This is a genomic window from Teredinibacter purpureus (assembly GCF_014217335.1).
Lineage (GTDB): Bacteria > Pseudomonadota > Gammaproteobacteria > Pseudomonadales > Cellvibrionaceae > Teredinibacter > Teredinibacter purpureus.
Genome location: NZ_CP060092.1, coordinates 4,296,947 through 4,318,229 on the forward strand (window position 1 = coordinate 4,296,947; position 21,283 = coordinate 4,318,229).

A 21,283-nucleotide genomic window follows, 5' to 3' on the forward strand; every position below is an offset into this window, starting at 1 on the left:
TTCATCGCTTAGATAAGATGGTTTAGATTGTTTCCGGTTCTAGCCTAAAGCAAAGTTGATCTATTCAGGATGTTGTCATGGTTGCGGTTTGTACGTAGAAACCACACTTTAATCCCCATAGAACGGCTAAACGTAACCAACATTCAGTCTGTATACGCCGCCGAGAAAGGCCGCTAATAGCACCTCTCTAGACCACATAGTCACGCTAATAAAGCGTTAAGATAGTGCAAAACCAAAAACAAAAAACCTGAGAAGTGCGAGTTTTTTGGTGTCACGATTCTACACACATCGTTTTCAATTAGCCAGCCTACTATTTAGCTGCACCGCAGCATTCATGGGCGCTAACACCCCATTTAACGTGCGTACTTTCGCCACAATTCAGTGCATGTAGCCCGCGCATACGTTATGCCGACTTGCAGCGATTATTTGTTTGAAGGTTCACGGCCAGATGGCCCCTCTTCTGCATCTAACCGACTGACAGTGGGCCACGCATTGATAACGGCTTTGCATAAGGTCGCCAAAGGAATGGCGAAAAACACCCCCCAAAAGCCCCACAACCCACCAAACACTAACACGGATAACACGATAACAACGGGGTGCATTTTAACGGCTTCAGAAAATAAGAGCGGAACAAGTACGTTACCATCAAGCATTTGAATGATGCCGTAAACAACCATCACATAGAAAAACTCATTCGCCCAGCCCCACTGAAAAAAGCCAATCAAAGCAACAGGCAATGTAACAACCGCCGCTCCAATATAGGGCACCAACACCGACAGCCCCACCGCTATACCTAACAACAACGCATACTGAAGCCCAAGAAAACTAAAGGCGATGCTACTAACCCCTGCCACAATCACAATTTCTACGGATTTACCCCGTACATAATTGGCGATTTGCAGGCTCATCTCTACCCATATTTGTCGCATTACAGGTCTTTTTCGAGGCAATACACTGCTAAACCATTGCAGCATTTGCTCACTATCCTTCAAGAAAAAGAATACTAAAATAGGCACCAATACCATATAAATGAGAATGCCCACCAACACCGGCAGCTGTGCCACCGAAAAGGACAAGATACTTTGACCCCACTGGGTCATTTCGATCCTTAACGCGCCGATTAACTCACGTACCTGCTCTTCCGTTACTAAGCCCGGATACTGCTGCGGCAACAAAAGCATCACTTGCTGCCCCTGAACCAACATTTTTGGCGTCTCATTCAATAAATTGATGAGCTGCCGCCAAAAGACAGGAACAAGAAATACCACACACACCAATAGCGTACCGGCCAATACCACAAATGTCAGGCTTACCGAGATAGTGTGCGAAGCGCCCCAACGCTTTAACTGCAGCACTATGCCCTGCATTAAAAATGCGATAATAATGGCGGCTATCATTGGCGCCAACACAACGCCCATACTAACTACCACAACTACGCTGACGATGAGTATGACCGCAACGAGCACAGCTTCTTCGTCCGCAAAATAGCGTTCTAACCAAGATTGAAAAATTTTAATCATAAAGCGTCGTTTCGACCTTTTTGTAAGAGGTATTGGTATACACCTTCAGACACCTCAAATTGAAGCAAACTATGTACTGAAAGCTTTACGAAAGCCTGTATATCTCTCTCGGAAGCAGGGTCTGTCGCCAAGAGCCACAGTGTTTCACCTGGTTGTAATTTGCTCAGTCCTTGCTTCGCCTTAAGCAAAGGCATTGGACAGGAAAGCCCGGAAGCATCTATAGTCAGGCTGGTATTAGCGTGGGTAATCAAATGATTTTGCCTCTTCTATGAAAGTCTTAGTAAACATTTGTTGTGCTCGCAGTAAAGAATCGCCAGTGAACTCCTATCGCTTATACACGTCTAACAAACCTGTAGCGTTGTTTCGCCGCGGCATTATAATTCATTGCTTAAGCTGATAGAAAAAAACAACACCACCGCTTAATGAGCCTTAGTCAAATCAGGCGATGAATAACAAGGTTTTACCGTTTTGATAAAAATTAGCGTGTTACAAATCCCTAGAGTACTCTTAGCGGCACTCATAGGCCTAAGCTTATCGGCCATGGTTCTGGCCGCCGACTTACAGATACCCGACCTAGGCGGCACCAGCGCAGGCCTAATTACACCCGCCCAAGAATACGAATTGGGGCAAAAATGGCTACAAGTATACCGCGCTCAAGTGCCGACCACCTCAGATCCCTTTATACAATCGTACGTCGAGCGCCTTATTCGACAACTCGCAACCTATAGCGAACTCGATGATCGGCGGCTTGAAATACTGGTTATCGAAAACCCATCTCTCAACGCATTCGCTGTTCCTGGCGGCATAATTGGTGTGCACACCGGCTTGTTTCGCTTTGCCAACACCGAAGAACAACTTTCGTCCGTATTGGCCCACGAGATTGCCCACCTTAGTCAACGACACTACGCGCGTAGGGTAGAAGCGCAGGCCAATGCAAGCACATCACTTGTAGCAGCTTTCGTTGCCAGCATAATTATAGGTATGACCGCCGGAAGTGATGCAGGTATAGCCGCAATGGCTGCGGTTAACGCCGGCTCATTAGAAGCCCAGCTTCGCTTTAGCCGACAAATGGAACAAGAAGCTGACCGCATCGGTATGGAAACCATTGTGCGTAGTGGAATGAATCCTTACGCCATGTCAGAGATGTTTGAAAACATGTTACGCGCTTCGCGTTTTACCCGACGCCCGCTCGACTTCCTCATGACACACCCGGTTACCGAGACGCGCGTCAGTGATTCTCGCTTGCGCGCGCAGCAATTTCAGCACCCCGCCCCTAACAGTAATATCACCTATGAACTCGTAAAAATACGCGCGCAAATTCTGCACGAAAAAAGCCGTAATGCCAGCGTTAGAATTTTTGAAGATGAGCTACGCGGAACCAATTACAGCACTTCAGCGGCCAAATACGGCCTCGCCGTAGCACTCACTCGTGACGGAAAAACCAGCGAAGCAGAAATATTGGTAGATGAACTACTAAAAGAAGCGCCACAAAATGCTTTCTATCGCGTAGCAAAAGCGGACATATATGCCAAAGATGAAAACTTCGATGCAGCTCTAGCCATACTCGAAGAGGAGCTGGCTAGCCAGCCTAACCACCATGCATACAATACTCGCTATGCCGAAGTTCTGATGGCCGCAGGACAATACAAAAAATGTAATCTAATTTTACGTGAACACGTCAAACGTCGCCCTAAGGACGATTACATTTGGTATTTATTGGCAGAAGTTGAGGGTTTAGCGGGCAACATTTTTGAAGTTCATATGGCTCGAACCCAATATTTCAAGCTAAACGGATTGTTCGACAAGGCCGAAATCCAATTAACCAACGCGCTTCGATTAACAACTACCACAGACGAACAGACTCGCGCTAAGATACAAGAGGAATTAAAAAGCATTAGAAAAATGAAACAAGATTTAGCCGAATTCTAAGCTAAGAGCTTTAAGGTAGTAGCTTCAATCCACGACCATTGGCTGAACACACGACCAGTGGCTATCTTGTAGCCACTGGGTAGTCACTTCGACACTCATCGGACGCGCGATAAAAAACCCTTGCACGCTATCACATTGATGCGACACTAATTGCTGATAGACATTATCCGTTTCTACGCCTTCAGCCACCACGTTTAAACCGAGATTGTGGGCTAAATTGATCGTCGAGTTCACAATAATTTCATCCTGCTCATCGTCACACATTCCATGCACGAAGGACCGATCAATTTTTAATGTTTTTACCGGTAAACGCTTTAAATACGCTAACGAAGAATAGCCTGTACCATAATCGTCAATCGCAAAACACACACCTAACAGAGCCATTTTATCCATGGCATCTTTCGCCCGATCAGGATCTTTCAATATAACCGACTCGGTAATTTCAAGCTCTATATGCTTACCGTCCAACTCATAGCGCTTAAGCATTCGTTTTAAAAACGGTAACAATCGGTCGTCAGTTACATTTCTGGGCGACAAATTTATCGCCATTGAAAGATCATACCCTTTAGATCGCCAAATAGCGCACTGCTTTATCGCGTGCTCCATTACCCAGCAAGTCATAGAAAAGATCATATTCGATTTTTCTGCGATAGGCACAAACTGTGCGGGAGGAACCATTCCAATGGTAGGATGATCCCAACGCACCAATGCTTCAAACCCGTGAACTTTATTTGTTTTTATATCGATTTTGGGCTGAAAATACAATAACAAATCGTCTTTACGGATAGCTCTACGCAATGCGCCAATAAGCTCTAGGCGGGTTGGCGAATGAGGGTCGTGATCCGCATCATAAACAGATACCCCCTTTAAGGTTTTCTTCGCATGGTACATTGCCACGTCGGCATAACGCATTAAGGTACTGAGATCTTTTGCTTGTTGCGGATAGAGAGAAACGCCAATGCTTGCACCGATTTCAGAATCTATCGTTTCAATTCTAAACGGCTCACATAAACAGTCTAAAAATCGATGCCCCATGACAACCGCTTGCTGCTCGTTTCGAATTCTAGGTAGAAATATCGCAAATTCATCACCACCGAGCCGCGCCACTATCCCATCGACTTCCGATAACTCGGCCTCTAAACGCGGCCCTAATTGTTGCAAAACTGTATCGCCAGCACGATGGCCTAAAGTATCGTTTATTTCCTTAAATCGATCGAGATCCACAAGTAACAAGGCCATCATTCGGTTGTGCCCATGCTCGGCCAAGGCTTTCTCTACGGTGGAGTACAGCAACGTTCTATTAGGAAGGCGTGTAAGGGAGTCGTGATTGGCGAGGTATTCCATATGATCTAAATACTGCTTATGAGCAGTAATATCTCGGGTAATACCCCACGCGCGGGTCAAATATCCATTCTCAACAATGCCGATCGCCGTCGTCTCCATGTAGCGAGGCGAATCCACTTTGCCGGCACGAGTAAATTCTTGATTAACCAACCGATAGCCAGAATCGATGAAAGCCTGAATATCGTGTTTACTCGACATTGACCCACTACGATGAAGCGGCATGCCAACGACATCGGCTTGGCTCTCGGCATTATAAAGTCTAGCTAACGTATCATTGCATTCGGCAAGCACTGCTCGCTTGAGTATTTGTTCTACTTGCGTGGTTACCGGTGAACAGGTATCAATTGGGGGGCAAATATCATAGCGCCATATCGCGTCAGCACTGTTTGCAATAAACGCCTTATACTTAGCTTCGCTGTCTTGAAGCGCATGCTCCTTTATGACATTTTCAGTAATATCTGTAACAACCAAGATAATACCGTTTACGCGTTGTTTTTCATTAATTGCCGGGATTTTATCGACGCTTAGCCAGAATTCACAACCCTCCTCTTCAGCCCGTTCTCGGGTTCCCCAAACGGGTACACCTGTCCTTCCTACCTGAAGGATCTCACGCTGAGTTTCAATTGCATTATCCCAATGCTGCGCCAATTCAACGAAACTCTTACCCTGAGTCTCTTCAATAGAGCGCCAACGTCTAGCCCGTCGGTTACCGTAAACAACCGTACCCCAACGATCTAGATAGAAAATAACCGCACGCATGGCATCAAGAACATGCAGTAACTCCCTATTATTGGTGAGAGTATACTGCCCTGCTTGAGCTATTCGAGCTATCTGGCTGATTGGCGGCTTTGTCAAATGGGCAAACCTTGGTAGGCGAAAGCGCGGGTAAATCGAAAGTATAGGCCAAGGAATTTAAGCTTTTCTGAATCGACAACATTTGGCACTAATTGCAACTTTATTTTTTAAGCGACTGCCCGCAAAGCCGGCAAAAATCAGCATCACTTTCATGCCCGACAGCCCGACACGAACGGCACGATACACCGTCTCTAACGCGCTGCATCTCCTGCGCAAGCTCGGCCGTAAAAATACCGGTAGGAACCGCTAGTATCGAATAGCCCGTTAACATCGCGGCGGAAGCAATCAGTTGGCCCAATATGGTTTGCGGCGTGATATCCCCGTAACCCACGGTTGTAATCGTCACGATTGTCCAATAAATACTTTTAGGAATGCTGCTAAAACCGTGCTCAGGGCCTTCAACAAGATACATAAGTGAACCGAAAATTGTCGACAAAACGAGTACAGAGACAAAGAAAATGAGTATTTTTCGGCGAGAAAGAAATACCGCGCGCGTTAGTATGTTCGCCTCAGACAAATAACGAACCAATTTCAGTATTCGGAAAATACGTAAAACTCGCAACAACCGAACAACCAACAAATAGTTGGCGCCAGGGAAAATAAGCCCGAGATAACTGGGTAATATAGAAAAGAAATCAACAACTCCGTAAAAACTAAAGGCATACTTTAGAGGTCTCGGCGAACAATAAAGCCTAACGATATACTCCAACGTAAAAATAACGGTAAACAGCCACTCTATTAGGCGAAGATAGCCACTCCACTGCCCCGACATCCAGCTTACAGAATCGATCATCAGTGCCGCCACGCTTGCGACAATAAGCCAAAGTAAAACCACATCAAAACGCCTGCCCGCAGGCGTTTCTGTTCCGAAAATCACATCGTAAAGTACGTGTTTCAGATTACGGCTTTCCATATGATTTTCAGTTTTTTTTGATTCGCCCATTCGTTCCACCTTTTTTTCACAGTATACCGCTTGCTCGCTCGCATCCGCTATTTAAGAACGTATAATATTCGCACATCACGATACGAGAATTTTACCCATGAAAAACAGTAAATTAGTCTATTCCACCGATACAGGAAGAGTCAAAGAAGAAACACCCGCGGCCACAATCTCGCCAACCGATGGCATTATACGTATTCGACGAGAAACAAAAGGGCGAAAAGGCAAGGGCGTAACAACTCTCGCGGGCTTTCCCCTCGATGACAAATCGCTCAAGGTCTTGGCGAAAACGCTTAAACAACATTGCGGCACAGGTGGTACCGTAAAGGAAGGCGTTATTGAAATTCAAGGCGACTACCGAGAAAGACTTCAATCCTATTTGACGGATAAAGGCTATACCGTGAAGTTCGCTGGCGGCTAAGAAGGCTAGAAACCAACTCTCCGCCTTAGCCTTCAGAGCTGGATCCAACTACCGCTTTATACCTTGATATTTTTTTTGAACTCACGAGCTGACAGGAGAAAACACCTTGATTGAAAATATGTAATATTCCTTTCAGGTAAAGTTTGAAATCCCGAACATGCTTACCGAAGTGATATTTTCTAAAAACACACGATTACTTTTTACATTATTACGCCAATGTTCTTTGATTGTCTTGTAATAATCAATAATTGGGATTTGTACGACTTCATCCAGCTCGAAATTACAGGAATCTAGCATCATCAATTCATCATGTAATGTAATTACCACTATAGCCATAAACCTTATTGATATGCTGGCTTAATCTATCACCAGCATGCTTGTATTTTGAATGTGTAAAATGCAACTCCTTGTTAACCATATATCCAGTTGGCTTTAAATATTTATACATTTTTTCGTAATAGGCAGATAAATCAGGGAAGTGAACAATGGCTTCGTCTGAATAAATAGCGTCATACGGTTTTCTTGGAGCGAGATTATTCCAATGTAATTTTTCAAAACCCGCATCTACACCATGCTCTTTTGCTTTTTTTTCTGCGACAGGGACAGCTAGCCCAGAAAGCGTGATTCCGTGACCTGTAACACCATATTTTTCACACAAATAAACCAGTGAACCACCCCAACCACAACCAACATCCAATATATGTTACCCAGGTTTTAAGCGCATCAAGCGAGCGTAAGTGTCCAGTTTATTTTCTTGTGCTTGGGTTAATGAAAACCCCTCCTCCCACATAGGACATGAATAATTATTCCATTTACCGCCCGTTACAACTTTAAAAAAATCTGGGTCACCTCGTAGTGATAAGCAACACGTTATTCCTGCTCATCAACATTAAATTCTTGATATAAATTTCGCTCAGACAGCACGGCTTCTCCCATATTTTCGGCAAGTTCATGATTCATAATTCGTCCTTGTTTTAGATACCCTTGAGTTAAAATATTTCACTATCAGTCTTTTATAACTATATAGATAAAAAATTAAGCCTTGTTTTGTACGATCAAGACACAGGTCTAATCTATTCCACAATAAGGGAGGGCCTCTTCAGGCAAACTAGCAGTGCCGACCAATCGTGTAAATTGTCTGCGGGTCGGAATGTAAAAAAGTGATGTTGATTCCACTATTATTTTTCCTTGGGAATTTATTACCCAGCCTTTTACTTTAACGAAACGACCACATTTACGAGTCACTACTGCCTGTGAATTTATAACGGCGTTGATACTTGTCTTGTCAAACCAACTTATGCGACTTGATAGAGTAATTGCATAAGTATTATATTTTTCATAAACGGCATAAGCGAGTAATTCGTCAACTAAAGCAAGTGTCGCCCCTCCATGCAATAACCCCGGATATCCCTCAAACCCTCTTGTTGCTTTCCAACTACAAGCAACACCACCATTAACCTCCTTATGTATGTCTAATTTCATTCCGTAAGGATTATTTTTTGTGGTAGCAAAGCTATGAAACTTTTCTGACATCGATCCAGGAGGAATTATCCTCTCGCCTAATTCAGGTATTTTACGTTTTATTTTTCGCGTTTTTTTCGAAAACTCATTGATACAAATCGTTTGATAAAAAAAACGATCATATCGATTGATGGTAAATGTGAATACCATTTCATATGTTACATATCCTTAACGATGAGATGAAATATATATCATCCTAGCAGAGACCTAAAGGCAATTAATACACTTCAATAATATCTGATGACACATCAGGTATTATTGTATAAAAAAAACCCCCATCGTACAGTATTTACCATGTTATACAAATTGCAAAAACAGTGAAATCTTTAGTCAATCATTGCCGGCTTTATTAAGCTTGTGGCCTGCCTTATTAACAGCTTTTAATTCAAATCTGCAGTGCATGAAAATGGCTACATATTGATGTTTTCATTAGCCCCGCGCTGCCACGAGCAGGACGGGTCGGCAAAGTAAACAGCTCTTCTAGCCTCCTCTTCTTTAGAGCGATTTTTTATCGACTGATATTTTTTGGTTCAATTATTGCTCGGGCCTTGACAGTTTTGGTGATTATTCCAATTCAATCAAATTTCCGTCAAATATTTGACCCGAGGGCCAACCGATGAACGCTCCAGACCTGTGGTTATTACTGGATACCAGTGTAAAAATTTCATTCGGCGCTATATTGGCGTGTACTTGCTTTTGGTTGGGGAAACGATGGCACTTTAAGAAAAACCCTCAAAAAACACTCACCCGAAGATAAGAAAATGGGGCTTCTGGAACAAATCTCCTCCGATGTCGGTCACGTCAATCATAGTTTCGCCAAATATTCGTCTCTCGTTATCGAATCGACGAAGTTCGGCAAACGCTGGCCTCCAGCACGAAAACAAGAGCTCGAAAGGGTCAATAGCGAGCTCGTTGCAGAGTTTGAACGGTTATCCGCAGCCGAAGCGCGATTGTTGATGTTGGGCGAAAAAAACCATGGAAAAAACTCTGCGCCTTTATGCCTCGCGAATAGCCCTTTTTCGCAAGCAAGTTTACGTAGGAAGACAGGATATTAGCGAGCAGGAGATTGCCGACTTGAAAAATTCTATCATGCAATTGAGAGAGCAATTTTATGACATTCTCAGCCGGCGATATGACAAACTTTTGGCGGCTTGAATAAACAGCCTGTTAGGCATATTTTATGCGTAAGTTATTTTTCTCACCACCTACCGTTAGGCGCGGTAAAAAGCACAATGCCATTATTATCATCCAAAGACGTTCCTTATTTTTCCGCGCGAGCTTCGTTAAAATAAAAAAATCACCCACAATGTTGTTGCGCGCAGACTCGATATCAACCGTTCACGCACCTAATCTATAAAATTACGAGCAACGCTGTACGATTATAAGATACGTTTTATTAAAGACGTTCAGGGGGGGGAGCAGCAGGGGAAAAACGAATACAGTAGAATTAATAAAGGAAGAGCCAGAAGAAGAGAACACCAAAGAAAATACGCAGCAAGAAACGATTTTTTCGCTTCACTCATTTTGTATCTCAAGCTTTCCCTGCTCTAAAGCGTTGCGGCTAGAGCGAAGAGGCGCTAATAAATAGACGCATTATGCTGGAAATTCGGCTGCGTACTTTTCTATCCATTCGCTTGCCGCTTCTTCAATGGTCAACTCGCGGCCTTCTCCGTCCAGCACCGCAGTGCGATAATGCTCAATATGGCATACCTGCTCTACCATTCTCACACTATACTGCGTAGACGGTTCATTAAACTGCACACCAACGGCAAAATGATCGCCTTCAGGCCGACACCATGCAACCATTCCGTCTGCTTCGTAAGGTGGTTGTTCAACCGATATTTCGATATGGATAGGTGTACCTTTTCGAACAGGGCAATCGGCGTTAAAGCATAACCCTCCCTGGCTCACATCCCTAAGTCGGTCCGAAGCAAAAAAATCGTTGCCGGCTAAAGCCGTGTATTTTTCCTTTTGTAAGCCTAAGCAGTATGCAATAGGGATATCAGAAGGATGACGAATATACTGGCGCATAAGTGAATCACCATTGTAAAACCATTGAGCCCAGTAGCTATACCAACCGATCCAAGAATCGACAATATTACTGACCACAGGGTTTGCTTCGTTAAAATGTTTACTGTCAACTTTAACTGTCATTACAGCCTCACATTAGTGGCTAGGTAGTCTGCTCAAAGGGTTCTTCGCAAACCAATCGATATTAAGCAGAATAAAAACACCACTAAAACGTCATTAACGGATATTACTTAAATGACTGCACTATTCGTTCCATCTTGCTGAAACCTTCCTGCAGCGATTACAACAATACCCACACCAGACCAACCTCAATCGCACTACATTAGACCTTTTGTTTCGAAGGCTATCCTTGGCTCAAAGAGCAATACAACATCAATGGGATACCCTCCCAAGCTACCTCTTGTTAGCGGCAGATTTTCTGGCTACTTTAGTTATAGCTTATTAACAAGCGAATGCATCAAGTTGTAGTTGCAATGACTATTGTGATGGGAATTTTGTCGGCGAAACAAACAATACCAGGGGAATTCAAATCAATTGAATCTTAAAAATCTTTTTAATAGCACAAAACAAGATTAATCGAACAATTTAGCCTGCTCTAATAACGTTTTGACTGGCCCGAAAGACCTCCGATGAATATCGCAGGGCCCCAGTTTTTGAAGGGCGCTCATATGAAGCTTAGTGGGGTAGCCTTTGTGTTGAGAAAAACCATAGCCAGGATACTCAGTTTCTAAGACCGCCATCTCTCGATCACGCGTTACTTTGGCCAAAATTGACGCTGCGCTAATCTCGGCTATTTTAGTATCACCCTTAATAATCGCCTCGGCAGAATATTGCCATTTTGGCAGACGATTTCCGTCCACCAATACATGGGTCGGCTGAACAGAAAGCGCTTCAACCGCGCGCTTCATCGCCAGCATGCTGGCCTGTAAGATATTAATATTGTCAATTTCTTCGACTGACGCTCGAGCGACTGCAAAACTTATACTTCGCTCTTGGATGAGTTCAAATAACGCATCACGCTTTTTTTCCGATAATTTTTTCGAATCAGCTAAACCTTCAATACCGTGATCTAACCCAAGCACAACAGCGGCGGCAACAACATCGCCTGCTAACGGCCCGCGCCCTACTTCATCAACACCCGCTATACACGTGTTTGGCTTAAGCATTCGTATTTTTATCGCGTTTAGTCGCTACTAGCGTACAAACGGCATCCGCCGATGCCTTATCCGCATTTTTTCGTAACGATAAATGAATTTTATCAAATTCAACTAGCAATGTTTTTACACTATTAACGTTCACTAGATATTCATTTAATGCATTGGCAATATTTTCGGCAGTTGCCTCGCGTTGCAATAACTCCGGCACCAACAACCTTTTTGCTAAAAGATTAGGCAAGCCGACGTAGGCGCTTTTCACTAATCGACTCAATACCCACCAAGAGAAAGCTCCCATTTTGTAAGCAATCACCATTGGTTTTTTTAGTAACATAGCTTCTAAAGTTGTAGTGCCTGAAGCCATCAATACAATATCCGCCGAAGCCATTACCTCGTGAGATTGCTTTAAAAAAACCGTTAGTGGCAGCTGAGGGAATTTAGTCGCAATACTTTCTATCTGAGATTTTCGCTTTTCATTGGCCGCAGCCACCACAAAGCGTAACGTAAAGACATCTGCGTTTAGCTGTGCACTATTGATTGCCATAAGCTGAAGTGCTGAATGAAAAAAAGTTTCGCATAACTGAGAGACTTCTCCAGCACGACTTCCCGGTAAAATTGCTATCGTTTTGACCGCATTTGACACAGGAAGACACAATGTTTTTTGGGCTGCTATTCGATCTACGTCTAGCGGTATCTCATCTGCTAATGTGTGGCCCACACATACCACTCGAACGTTATGATCACGATAAAATTGTTCTTCGAACGGGAATAACGTCAACATTAAATCAACAGCTCGTGCTATTTTTTTAACTCTTCCTTGGCGCCACGCCCACACAGAAGGGCTAACGTAATGCGCGGTAAGAACACCCGCCTTACGGAGTTTTTCTTCCAGTGTTAGATTAAAGTCCGGCGCGTCTACGCCAACAAAGATATCAGGTGGGTTTTGAATAAAATGTTGACACAGCTGTTTTCGGATCGACAACAATTCAGGTAGTCGTTTTAATGGATCGATTAAGCCCATAACGGCGAGTCGTTCCATATCATGTAACGATTTAAAGCCGAGAGCGGTCATGCGCGGGCCACCTACACCCTCAAAAATACAATTCGGGTAACGACGCTGCAACTCTGCCATCAAACCCGCGCCTAATATATCGCCAGATGTCTCACCAACAACAATCCCTACACGTGTTAGTAAAGAGTTACCGCCAACCGCCTTACTCATCAACGAACAATTCCACGAGTAGAATTTTTAAGCGAATCAATCAAACGATTAAGGCAAGGCACTTCATTCGCCATAATTTCAAGCTCCTCAATTGCCTTTTCAAGCGTAAGCCCACGGCGATAAATAACTTTAAACGCCTTGCTCAACGCGGATATTTCCGCTTTATCAAAACCTCGACGCTTCAAACCTTCCATATTGATACTACGTGCAGCGGCTGGCGCACCGGCAACCATCATGTAAGCGGGAATATCTTTACCCACGGCGCTGCCCATTCCGGTAAAACCATAGGCGCCAATACGGCAAAATTGATGGACTAGAGTATAGCCACTAAGAATTGCGTAATCATCAACGATAACGTGCCCCGCCAACGCGGAATTATTCACCAAAATACAATGATTACCTATTACGCTATCGTGACCAATATGCACGTAAGCCATAATTAAGTTATCGTGTCCAATAACGGTTTCACTACGGTCTTGTACGGTACCGCGGTGAATCGTTACTCCTTCTCGTATAATATTATTGTCACCAATAATTAAACGAGTCGGCTCACCGTTGTACTTTAGATCCGGGGTAGATTCTCCAACACTCGAAAATTGGAATATTTGGTTGTTTTTTCCAATTTCCGTTGGCCCCTTAAGTACCACATGAGACGCTATTACTGTTCCTTCGCCTACGACAACATCTGGTCCAATCGTTGTCCAAGGACCGACCGAGACCCCTGTGGCCAACTGTGCTGAGGGATCAATAATCGCTTGTGGGTGTATTAAAGGCTCAGACATAACTGAATTTCCGAAGGTTTATTTCAGTTTAACCAACAGCCCGATCGGCACACATAATGATGGCATTCGTCACTAACTTACCTTCAACTTTCGCTGAACACTCGAACTTCCATATGCCACGTTTCACAGACATAACCTTCGCCTCAAAATACACCTGATCACCTGGTACTACTTGTCGCTTAAAACGAACTTTATCAATACCCGCGAAAAGATAAAGAGAGCCCTCATCCGGAGTTTTATTCATGGTTTTAAAACCTAAAACACCGCAAGCCTGCGCCATAGCCTCAACTAACATCACACCAGGAAATACCGGGAAATGAGGGAAGTGACCTTGAAAAACCTCTTCATTAATGGAAATGTTTTTATAGGCAACGATTGATTCACCTTCAACCAATTCTACTACACGGTCAATAAGCAAAAATGGGTAGCGATGCGGTAAGTATTTACGAATTTCTAGTATATCCAACATAGATGAGCCCCCAGTGCTCAGTTCTTTCGAAAACAAGCATAATAAACGAAGGCGCCTCTAGTTAAAGCCGATCAATTAGCTTTAAGCAGACGCGCCTTGATTGAATTTTATTTCTATCGTGTAGAAGCAGCTTTTTCTAAAGCCTTTAATCGCGCCGCCATATCATCTAGCTGCGTATATCTAACAGAATTACGGCGCCACTTTCTAACCTCTTGCACTGGCGGAATGGACGCATAGGCACCCGATTCCGTAATACCCTTGGTAACAATAGTGCCGCCATGAAAATACGTGTTATCCGCGATATCGATATGTCCGTTAATTGCTACCGCCCCAGCAATTTGGCAGTTTTTTCCTATGGTAGTGCTACCGGCGATACCAACACACCCTGCAATAGCAGAACCTTCACCAATTCTAACGCCGTGAGCGATATGCACGAGATTATCAATAATAACGCCATCTTCGATCACGGTATCGGTTAATGCCCCACGATCAATCGATGTATTTGAACCGATTTCTACACGATTACCGATCCGCACACCGCCTAGCTGATGGATTTTAACCCATCCTTTTTGCGTTGGCGCGAAACCAAAGCCATCAGAACCTAGAACAGTGCCGCCATGCACCTTCACGTCGTTACCTAAAAATACACCGGCATAAATAGTCACATTGGCATGTAACAGACATCGATCACCTAGTTGACTTCCATCGCCCACAACACAGCCAGCAGAAATTTCCGTACCCGCACCAATTTTGACGTGCTCGCCAATAACCGCATTTGGGCCAATGCCGACGGAAGGGTCGATAACGGCACTGTCTGCCACAACTGCTGACGGATGAATACCCGGCCTGATGACATTGCGTCGCTCGAAAATACGGCTCAGCTTTGCATAAGCCATATAGGGGTCATCCACTAAAAGCTTATTGCCTTCGAACGTGTCAGACTGTGCGGCCTTAACCACCAAAACACCTGCGCGACAAGCGGGCAAGTGCTTTGCAAATTTATCTTGAGCTAAAAATGTAAGATGATTCCCCTGCGCAAGCTCGAGCGTTTCTATAGCGCTTACTTCGTAGGTAGCTTCACCCACCCACTCACAATCGAGAAACTCCGCTAAATACTTGAGTGAAAAAGATTTAACAGCCATGGAAATCATCCTTAACTCTTATAAGAATTACCGACTAACGAGTTGTTTATAGTGACTTGTCGAGACCAGCGGTTACTTTCGCTGTAATGTCCAATTCAGGCATAACGGTATAAACAGACTGTGGACGTAAAACAATATCAATACCATCCGCTTTCATGATGGTATCCAACACGCCTTGCATTTTCGGTTGAAATTCCTGAGCAAGCTTATTGATTACCGCTGCATTTTCAGCTTGGATTTTTTTTGCAACCAGCTGTAAGTCGGCCTGAACATATTCCATTTTTTTTCGGTGTGAGGCTACCTGCTCTTGTGACCACGTAATGCCCTTAGACTCGGACTCTTTAGCCAGCGCTTTTAAATCGGCCTGCAGACTTTCTATTTGAGTCATCATGCGAGCGTAACCGGCGTCGGCTTTAAGCTTCTCTACGGCTTGCGAAGCAGCTTGGGTGGCCATAATGGCATTTTCATGATTAAAAATGGCAATTTTTCCGGCAAACGCTACGTTTGCGGCGGCCAAGAGTGCAACAACAGCGATGATTTTTCTAATAGTCATAATAGTTTCTCTTGTTTAAAGTTTTTTAAAAACCGGTACCAAATGAGAATTGGAAGGCTTCGGTTCTATCATTTTCATTTTTATGTAATGGCACAGAGTAGCTAAAGGTCATGGGGCCAAAACCCGAAATCCACGTAAAGCCCAAGCCCGCAGACGAACTTAAGTATTCAGGTGAAAATTCATGACAATTGAGTCGGCTGTAATCGTCTGGGCGGCAGTACCCCGAGAAGACGTTACCGGCATCCGCAAATGCCACTAATTGCATCGAGCGCGTATCTTCCAAAAAAGGAATCGGCAGTAAAATTTCTGCGCTAAACTCTGTAATAATATTGCCACCAATAGAGGTTGGGCGACGAGTATCTTTGCTATACATCATTAATTGGCCCGGCTCACACGAAGCCAATACACCACTGGTTAAAGCAGAAGCAGAGGTTGGATCTTCACATAAAATATGGACAGGCATTGCACCCGTTATTTCTGCCGCCTGAGGGTTGCCATCGCGATTTAAATCGGACCACCCGGTTGGTAAAGGCGCGCCGGTTGTTGACGATGTCGCCGTTCGATATTCCCACGCATTAGAACCTCGAGGGCCAAGCGTTGATCGTTCAAACCCTCGAACCGATCCAAAACCACCTGAATAGTAATTTTCGAAAAACGGCAGTTCATCCATACTGTTATAGCCATCACCGTAACCCAACTTCGTTTTTAATCGAAGCGTGAAGTTTCGCGATAAGGGGAAATAAATCTGACCATTGTAGGTCATTTTATAATATTCCATTTCGCTACCAGGAATTGTCGCTTCGAAATTTGCCCGCTGGGAGCTACCTCTAGTTGCCAATATACCGCGATTTAAAGTAATTCGGCTCCAGTTAAACGACAAGGTACCGCTGGAAAACTGACTGCCGTAACGATCGATAAAGCCCGGTAGCACAGGGACAAGCTCGTCATCCGTTATGGCGTAGGTATCAAGATCGAACTCTAAAAACGAGTTATTTTCAAAAGGTATTCCATTAGACCCTTGGTACTTAAGTGAAACATTTTCCCAGTCCGACTGCGTAATATAGCTTCCCCTGGTGTAATCACGAATTTTGGGGCTGCTTATAATTTCTTGTGGTGCGTAGCTTCCCGTATGAATAACTTGGTTGATAAAACCAACACCAAAGCCAACACGAGACACTTCAGAAATTGGGTAGCCAAAATTCATGTCTATCCCGTAGGCATCGGTACTGTAACTAGACACATTAATTTTTGAATAGTCTCTCGTACGGTAGTAAGCGCTAAAGCCGCGGCTAACGCCATCGGGAGTAAAATAGGGGTCGGAATAACCATAGTTATACAAGGTTTGGTAGGTGTTTTTGTTAATGCCAAAACTAACCTGCTTACCCGTACCCAACCAGTTGTTCTGCTGAACGGTTACACCTAAATTAAGACCCGTTGTTTGCGCATAACCGACACTGGCCTGAATACTGCCAGATGCTTGTTCTTCTACCGTATATTCGACATCGACTAAATCGTCTGTACCTGGAACATCAACGGTTTCCACTTGGACTTCTTTAAAATAGCCCAACCGCTCTAGTCGCACCTTTGATTGTTCTATTCGAGCATTAGACGCAGACGAACCTTCCATTTGACGCATTTCACGGCGCAACACTTCGTCGCTCGTTTTCGTATTACCGCGGAAGTTAATACGACGAACGTACACCCGAGAGCTCGGGTCGATAAAAAAGGTTACATCGACCGTATGGTCTTCTTGATTCTTCGTGGGTATACCTTCAACCGTTGCGTTGGTATAGCCCGCGTTCCCCATCATCGTTGTGACGTATTCAGAGGTGTCCGTCATGGATTGCTGAGAAAAAGTTTCCCCTTCACGTAGGAGTACGACACGCCGAATGCGTGACTCAGGAATAATAGGATCGCCCGCAACATCGATTGACTTAACGGTGTAGATTTCACCCTCATTAATATTAAGGGTGATGAATACCTGTGTTTTATCGGGACTAATAGAGATTTGCGTAGAAAGCACTTCAAAATCAAGATAACCGCGATCTAGATAGAAGGACTCTAACGTTTCGATATCACCCGTTAATTTTTCTTTTGCATACTGATCACTACTGGTGAAGAAAGAGTTCCATTCCGTCGATTTTATTTCAAATAACTCGAACAGTTCTTCGTCAGAATACAGTGAATTACCGACAATATTTAAATGTTTAATACGGGCCGATTTACCTTCATCAACCTGAATATCAATAGCGACCATATTATTCGCTAAGTCTTCCACTGTAGCTTCCACGGAAGCGCCATAACGCGCTCGGGAGACATACTGTCTTTCAAGTTCTCGCGTTATACCTTGGAGTAGATCGTGCTGAAGAATTTCACCTTCACGCAAATCGTTTTCGTCCATCACTTCGGTCAACTGCTCCGTTTTGATGGCTTTATTTCCCTCTATTTCAATCGATTTGATCGAAGGGCGTTCCTGCAATATAACAATTAACACTCCACCTTCGCGCGCAACTTGAACGCCGGAGAAGAACCCCGTAGCAAATAGAGAGCGAATAATATCCCGCACATTTTCTCTATCAACCACATCACCCACCTGCACAGGAAGGGCAGCGAATACTGGGCTAGCGGAAACACGCTGCAGTCCCTCGAGACGGATATCATCCACTCGAAAGTCCTGAGCCATTGTGGGCGCAGCTAACAATAGCAACGCAAAAAGAACCAAGAATCGCTTCATACTAGTAGGGTAACTCAACAAGATATCTTCTTATTTGTTATTAATTAAACGTGCTTATAGCAACTTAAGGGGGCTTCCCTCGAGTCGTTATAAGCGCAAGATGTCGTTATAGAACGCAATGACCATAACACCCATTAACATAGCCAAACCGGCTTGAAAGCCCATCAACTGTATCTTTTCAGATACAGGGCTGCCTTTCACCCATTCGACAAGACAAAACAGTATATGCCCACCATCCAGCACAGGGATGGGCAATAGGTTAAATACACCGAGGAGAACGCTAATATAAGCGAGGACGCTGACGAAGGTCCATATTCCGGCCTCCGCAGAATCGCCGACAACTTTAGCAATGCCTATCGGGCCACTCAAGTTCTTAGTGGATATTTCACCGAAAATTAATTTCTTCAACGACATAAGAACCGTTGAAATAACGTCCCCTGTGTTGATCACAGCCTGCTGGAGGCTTCCAAAAACACCATAATGAGACCGACGAATCATTGATTCGGGCCATGTTTCGGAACTCCAACGAATACCCATGAGGCCGCGTATAGCACCGCTATCGTCTTTTACCTCTGCCGGTGTAACGAGCAGTGTCTTGGGCTCCATTTGGCCCGCACTATTGACGCGCTCAACCACAATTTCCAATTCAACGCCCGCACGCGTCCCTATATAGTCACTCCACTGATCTCCACTTGAGCGTGATAGCCCATCGATGGTGATAACTTTATCTCCCACCTCAAAACCACCTTTAGCCGCAGGGCTGTCGGGCTGAACCATTTCGACAAACAACAAAACCGATGGACGATAAAAACGCATGCCCAAGCCGCTGATAACATCAGGTGCAACCTCGCCTTGAAGCCACTTAACGATGGGCGCTCGAGAGACATAAATGAGTTCGGAATCGGGGTATTTTACGTCGAAACTGATGTGTCCCGTTTCTCCCAACCGGTTTATAAGCTGCATTTCAACATCACGTCGACTCGCAACCGGTTCGTTATCAACGGCAACAATTTCTTGTCCAGCACTTAATCCCGCCATATCAGCAATGGACCCGGATTCTATGTCACCCAATACTGGCGACACAGAGACAGCACCCTGCATAGCCAACAGCCAGTAAAATACGATAGCTAAAAGAAAATTGGCGAGAGGGCCGGCGGATGCGATGGCGATGCGCTGAGCAACTGTTTTTTGAGTGAACGCGTAGGGCAAGTCATCTTCATCGATGTCGTGTTCACGTTCGTCTAGCATTTTGACATAACCACCAAGAGGAATGGCAGATATGGCGAATTCAGTTCCGTGTTTATCTTCCCAGCTCACTAAACGCTTACCGAAACCAACGGAGAACCGCAAAACTCTAACGCCACAGCGTCGTGCGACATAGAAATGACCATACTCATGTACCGTCACCAATATTGTGATCGCAATCAGAAAATACAAAACGGTGGTCAATACATCTATCACAGAGAAAATCTCGTTTTTTTGTTATTAATTGCTGACACGAGCAATAAAAGCGCGCGCACTTTCGCGTGCGAGATGGTCTGCATCTTTGACCGCAGCAAGTGAATCTGGTTCGCTTGCGCGCCAAGATTCCAATACCTCGGCAATCACGTCCGCAATTTGAGTAAAACCTAGGCGCCCATTCAAAAAAGCATCGACGCCAATTTCATTCGCCGCGTTTAAAGCCACTGCGTAGTCCTTCCCTTGCTTCATCGCATCTATCGATAGCCGCAAGCTTGGGAACCGATCAAAATCCGGCGCAGTGAATTCGAGCGCACCAAGGGTATAAAAGTTCAACGGTTCGACATTCGACTCAATACGCGCCGGCCAACCTAGGCAATTCGCTATAGGCGTTCGCATATCCGGCATGCCCATTTGCGCCAAAACAGAGCCATCGGTGTACTCTACCATCGAATGCACAATGCTTTGAGGGTGAATAACAATCTCAATATCGCTTGGCTGCGCCTTAAACAACCAACAAGCCTCAATAAACTCCAACCCCTTGTTCATCATCGTGGCGGAATCCACTGAAATTTTTTGTCCCATCGACCAATTAGGGTGTAAACACGCTTGTTCAGGCGTCTTACCCGCTAGCGCCGCAAGAGGTGTTTGCCGGAAAGGCCCTCCAGAGCCGGTCAACAATATTCTGCGTATACCCGCCGCCTGCAACGATTCGTATTGCCTGGGCATACACTGAAAAATAGCGTTATGCTCGCTATCGATAGGCATTAACGCCGCCCCGTGACGAGAAACAGCGTCGGTAAATAAACGGCCACCCATCACCAGCGATTCTTTGTTCGCCAGTAATACGCGTTTTCCTGCCACTACGGCAGCCATCGTTGAATCTAGACCTGCCGCACCCACTATGGCAGCCATAACGGTATCCACGTCAGCAGAGGATGCGATCTCAACGAGAGCCTTTGCACCCGACAACACTTCCGTTTTACTTCCCGCAGCGTGTAATGCAGTCTTTAACCGCAGCGCTGCGTTCTCATCATTTAATACTGCATATTCAGGGTGGAATTCCAAACACTGCGCAAGCATTCGCGCATCATGCTTATTGGCCCCTAGAGCAAAAATATTATATTTATCAGGATGAGCACGAATAACATCGAGCGTATTCACGCCGATCGAGCCCGTAGAACCTAATACCGATATCTGTTGCATGT

At 44.7% G+C, this 21,283-nt stretch carries 18 protein-coding genes and 1 pseudogene; 3 read left to right on the forward strand and 16 right to left on the reverse strand.

All coding sequences use genetic code 11. The annotated features are described in order from the left end of the window. Positions 1-422: 422 nt before the first annotated feature. Both H5647_RS19110 and H5647_RS19115 read right to left on the reverse strand, forming a co-directional pair. The gene (locus H5647_RS19110; protein WP_045860623.1) at positions 423-1,520 is read right to left on the reverse strand and encodes an AI-2E family transporter; all 1,098 of its coding nucleotides are present in this window, start codon (positions 1,518-1,520) and stop codon (positions 423-425) included. After that, on the reverse strand, positions 1,517-1,771 hold the full coding sequence (locus tag H5647_RS19115) for a sulfurtransferase TusA family protein (RefSeq protein ID WP_328286791.1): 255 nt from the start codon (positions 1,769-1,771) through the stop codon (positions 1,517-1,519). The genes H5647_RS19110 and H5647_RS19115 overlap by 4 nt, the downstream gene beginning before the upstream one ends. Positions 1,772-1,988: 217 nt before the next feature. Here H5647_RS19115 and H5647_RS19120 point away from each other — a divergent pair, with 217 nt between their 5' ends. Next, entirely contained in the window at positions 1,989-3,449 is a 1,461-nt protein-coding gene (locus H5647_RS19120) for a M48 family metalloprotease (protein WP_045860624.1), read from the forward strand. A gap of 24 nt (positions 3,450-3,473) precedes the next feature. Here H5647_RS19120 and H5647_RS19125 read toward each other — a convergent pair whose 3' ends face one another. Continuing rightward, positions 3,474-5,648, reverse strand: a complete 2,175-nt coding sequence (locus tag H5647_RS19125; RefSeq protein ID WP_236074973.1) for a sensor domain-containing protein — start codon at positions 5,646-5,648, stop codon at positions 3,474-3,476. A 100-nt stretch (positions 5,649-5,748) separates the two neighbouring features. Next, positions 5,749-6,591, reverse strand: a complete 843-nt coding sequence (locus H5647_RS19130) for an ion transporter (RefSeq protein ID WP_408034008.1) — start codon at positions 6,589-6,591, stop codon at positions 5,749-5,751. A gap of 97 nt (positions 6,592-6,688) precedes the next feature. On the opposite strand from H5647_RS19130, the gene yciH reads away from it, so the two are divergent. Then, a complete protein-coding gene (yciH, locus tag H5647_RS19135; RefSeq protein WP_045860625.1) occupies positions 6,689-7,009 on the forward strand; it encodes a stress response translation initiation inhibitor YciH in 321 nt (106 codons plus the stop codon). A gap of 307 nt (positions 7,010-7,316) precedes the next feature. Here yciH and H5647_RS19140 read toward each other — a convergent pair whose 3' ends face one another. Together H5647_RS19140 and H5647_RS19150 are read right to left on the reverse strand one after the other, a co-directional pair. After that, positions 7,317-7,706 (reverse strand): SAM-dependent methyltransferase, encoded by a 390-nt coding sequence (locus H5647_RS19140; protein ID WP_052692219.1) that lies wholly within the window; start codon positions 7,704-7,706, stop codon positions 7,317-7,319. Between the two features lie 371 nt (positions 7,707-8,077). Beyond that, a complete protein-coding gene (locus H5647_RS19150) occupies positions 8,078-8,680 on the reverse strand; it encodes a PaaI family thioesterase (RefSeq protein WP_045860626.1) in 603 nt (200 codons plus the stop codon). A 466-nt stretch (positions 8,681-9,146) separates the two neighbouring features. Here H5647_RS19150 and H5647_RS22510 point away from each other — a divergent pair. Further along, a pseudogene (locus H5647_RS22510) lies at positions 9,147-9,685 on the forward strand (energy transducer TonB). Between the two features lie 438 nt (positions 9,686-10,123). On the opposite strand, the gene H5647_RS19160 reads toward H5647_RS22510, so the two are convergent. The 10 genes from H5647_RS19160 to ispC form a co-directional block, all read right to left on the reverse strand. Next, entirely contained in the window at positions 10,124-10,684 is a 561-nt protein-coding gene (locus H5647_RS19160; RefSeq protein WP_045860627.1) for a PilZ domain-containing protein, read from the reverse strand. 449 nt (positions 10,685-11,133) lie between these two features. Beyond that, positions 11,134-11,727 (reverse strand): ribonuclease HII, encoded by a 594-nt coding sequence (gene rnhB, locus H5647_RS19165; protein WP_045860628.1) that lies wholly within the window; start codon positions 11,725-11,727, stop codon positions 11,134-11,136. Continuing rightward, positions 11,720-12,937, reverse strand: a complete 1,218-nt coding sequence (lpxB, locus tag H5647_RS19170; protein WP_045860629.1) for a lipid-A-disaccharide synthase — start codon at positions 12,935-12,937, stop codon at positions 11,720-11,722. Before lpxB ends, rnhB begins: the two co-directional genes overlap by 8 nt. Next, positions 12,937-13,719: an acyl-ACP--UDP-N-acetylglucosamine O-acyltransferase gene (lpxA, locus tag H5647_RS19175; protein ID WP_045860630.1), complete on the reverse strand. Its 783-nt coding sequence runs from the start codon at positions 13,717-13,719 to the stop codon at positions 12,937-12,939. The genes lpxB and lpxA overlap by 1 nt, the downstream gene beginning before the upstream one ends. A gap of 28 nt (positions 13,720-13,747) precedes the next feature. Beyond that, positions 13,748-14,188, reverse strand: a complete 441-nt coding sequence (gene fabZ / locus H5647_RS19180; protein WP_045860631.1) for a 3-hydroxyacyl-ACP dehydratase FabZ — start codon at positions 14,186-14,188, stop codon at positions 13,748-13,750. A 113-nt stretch (positions 14,189-14,301) separates the two neighbouring features. After that, on the reverse strand, positions 14,302-15,330 hold the full coding sequence (gene lpxD, locus H5647_RS19185) for a UDP-3-O-(3-hydroxymyristoyl)glucosamine N-acyltransferase (protein ID WP_045861565.1): 1,029 nt from the start codon (positions 15,328-15,330) through the stop codon (positions 14,302-14,304). A 46-nt stretch (positions 15,331-15,376) separates the two neighbouring features. Beyond that, complete coding sequence (locus tag H5647_RS19190; RefSeq protein ID WP_045860632.1) at positions 15,377-15,883, reverse strand: OmpH family outer membrane protein; 507 nt, start codon at positions 15,881-15,883, stop codon at positions 15,377-15,379. Between the two features lie 25 nt (positions 15,884-15,908). Then, positions 15,909-18,617, reverse strand: coding sequence for an outer membrane protein assembly factor BamA (gene bamA / locus H5647_RS19195; RefSeq protein WP_045860633.1), 2,709 nt, complete (start codon positions 18,615-18,617; stop codon positions 15,909-15,911). A gap of 87 nt (positions 18,618-18,704) precedes the next feature. Beyond that, positions 18,705-20,078, reverse strand: coding sequence for an RIP metalloprotease RseP (rseP, locus tag H5647_RS19200; RefSeq protein WP_328286792.1), 1,374 nt, complete (start codon positions 20,076-20,078; stop codon positions 18,705-18,707). Positions 20,079-20,102: 24 nt separating this feature from the next. Continuing rightward, positions 20,103-21,281 (reverse strand): 1-deoxy-D-xylulose-5-phosphate reductoisomerase, encoded by a 1,179-nt coding sequence (gene ispC, locus H5647_RS19205; RefSeq protein WP_045860634.1) that lies wholly within the window; start codon positions 21,279-21,281, stop codon positions 20,103-20,105. Positions 21,282-21,283 lie beyond the last annotated feature (2 nt).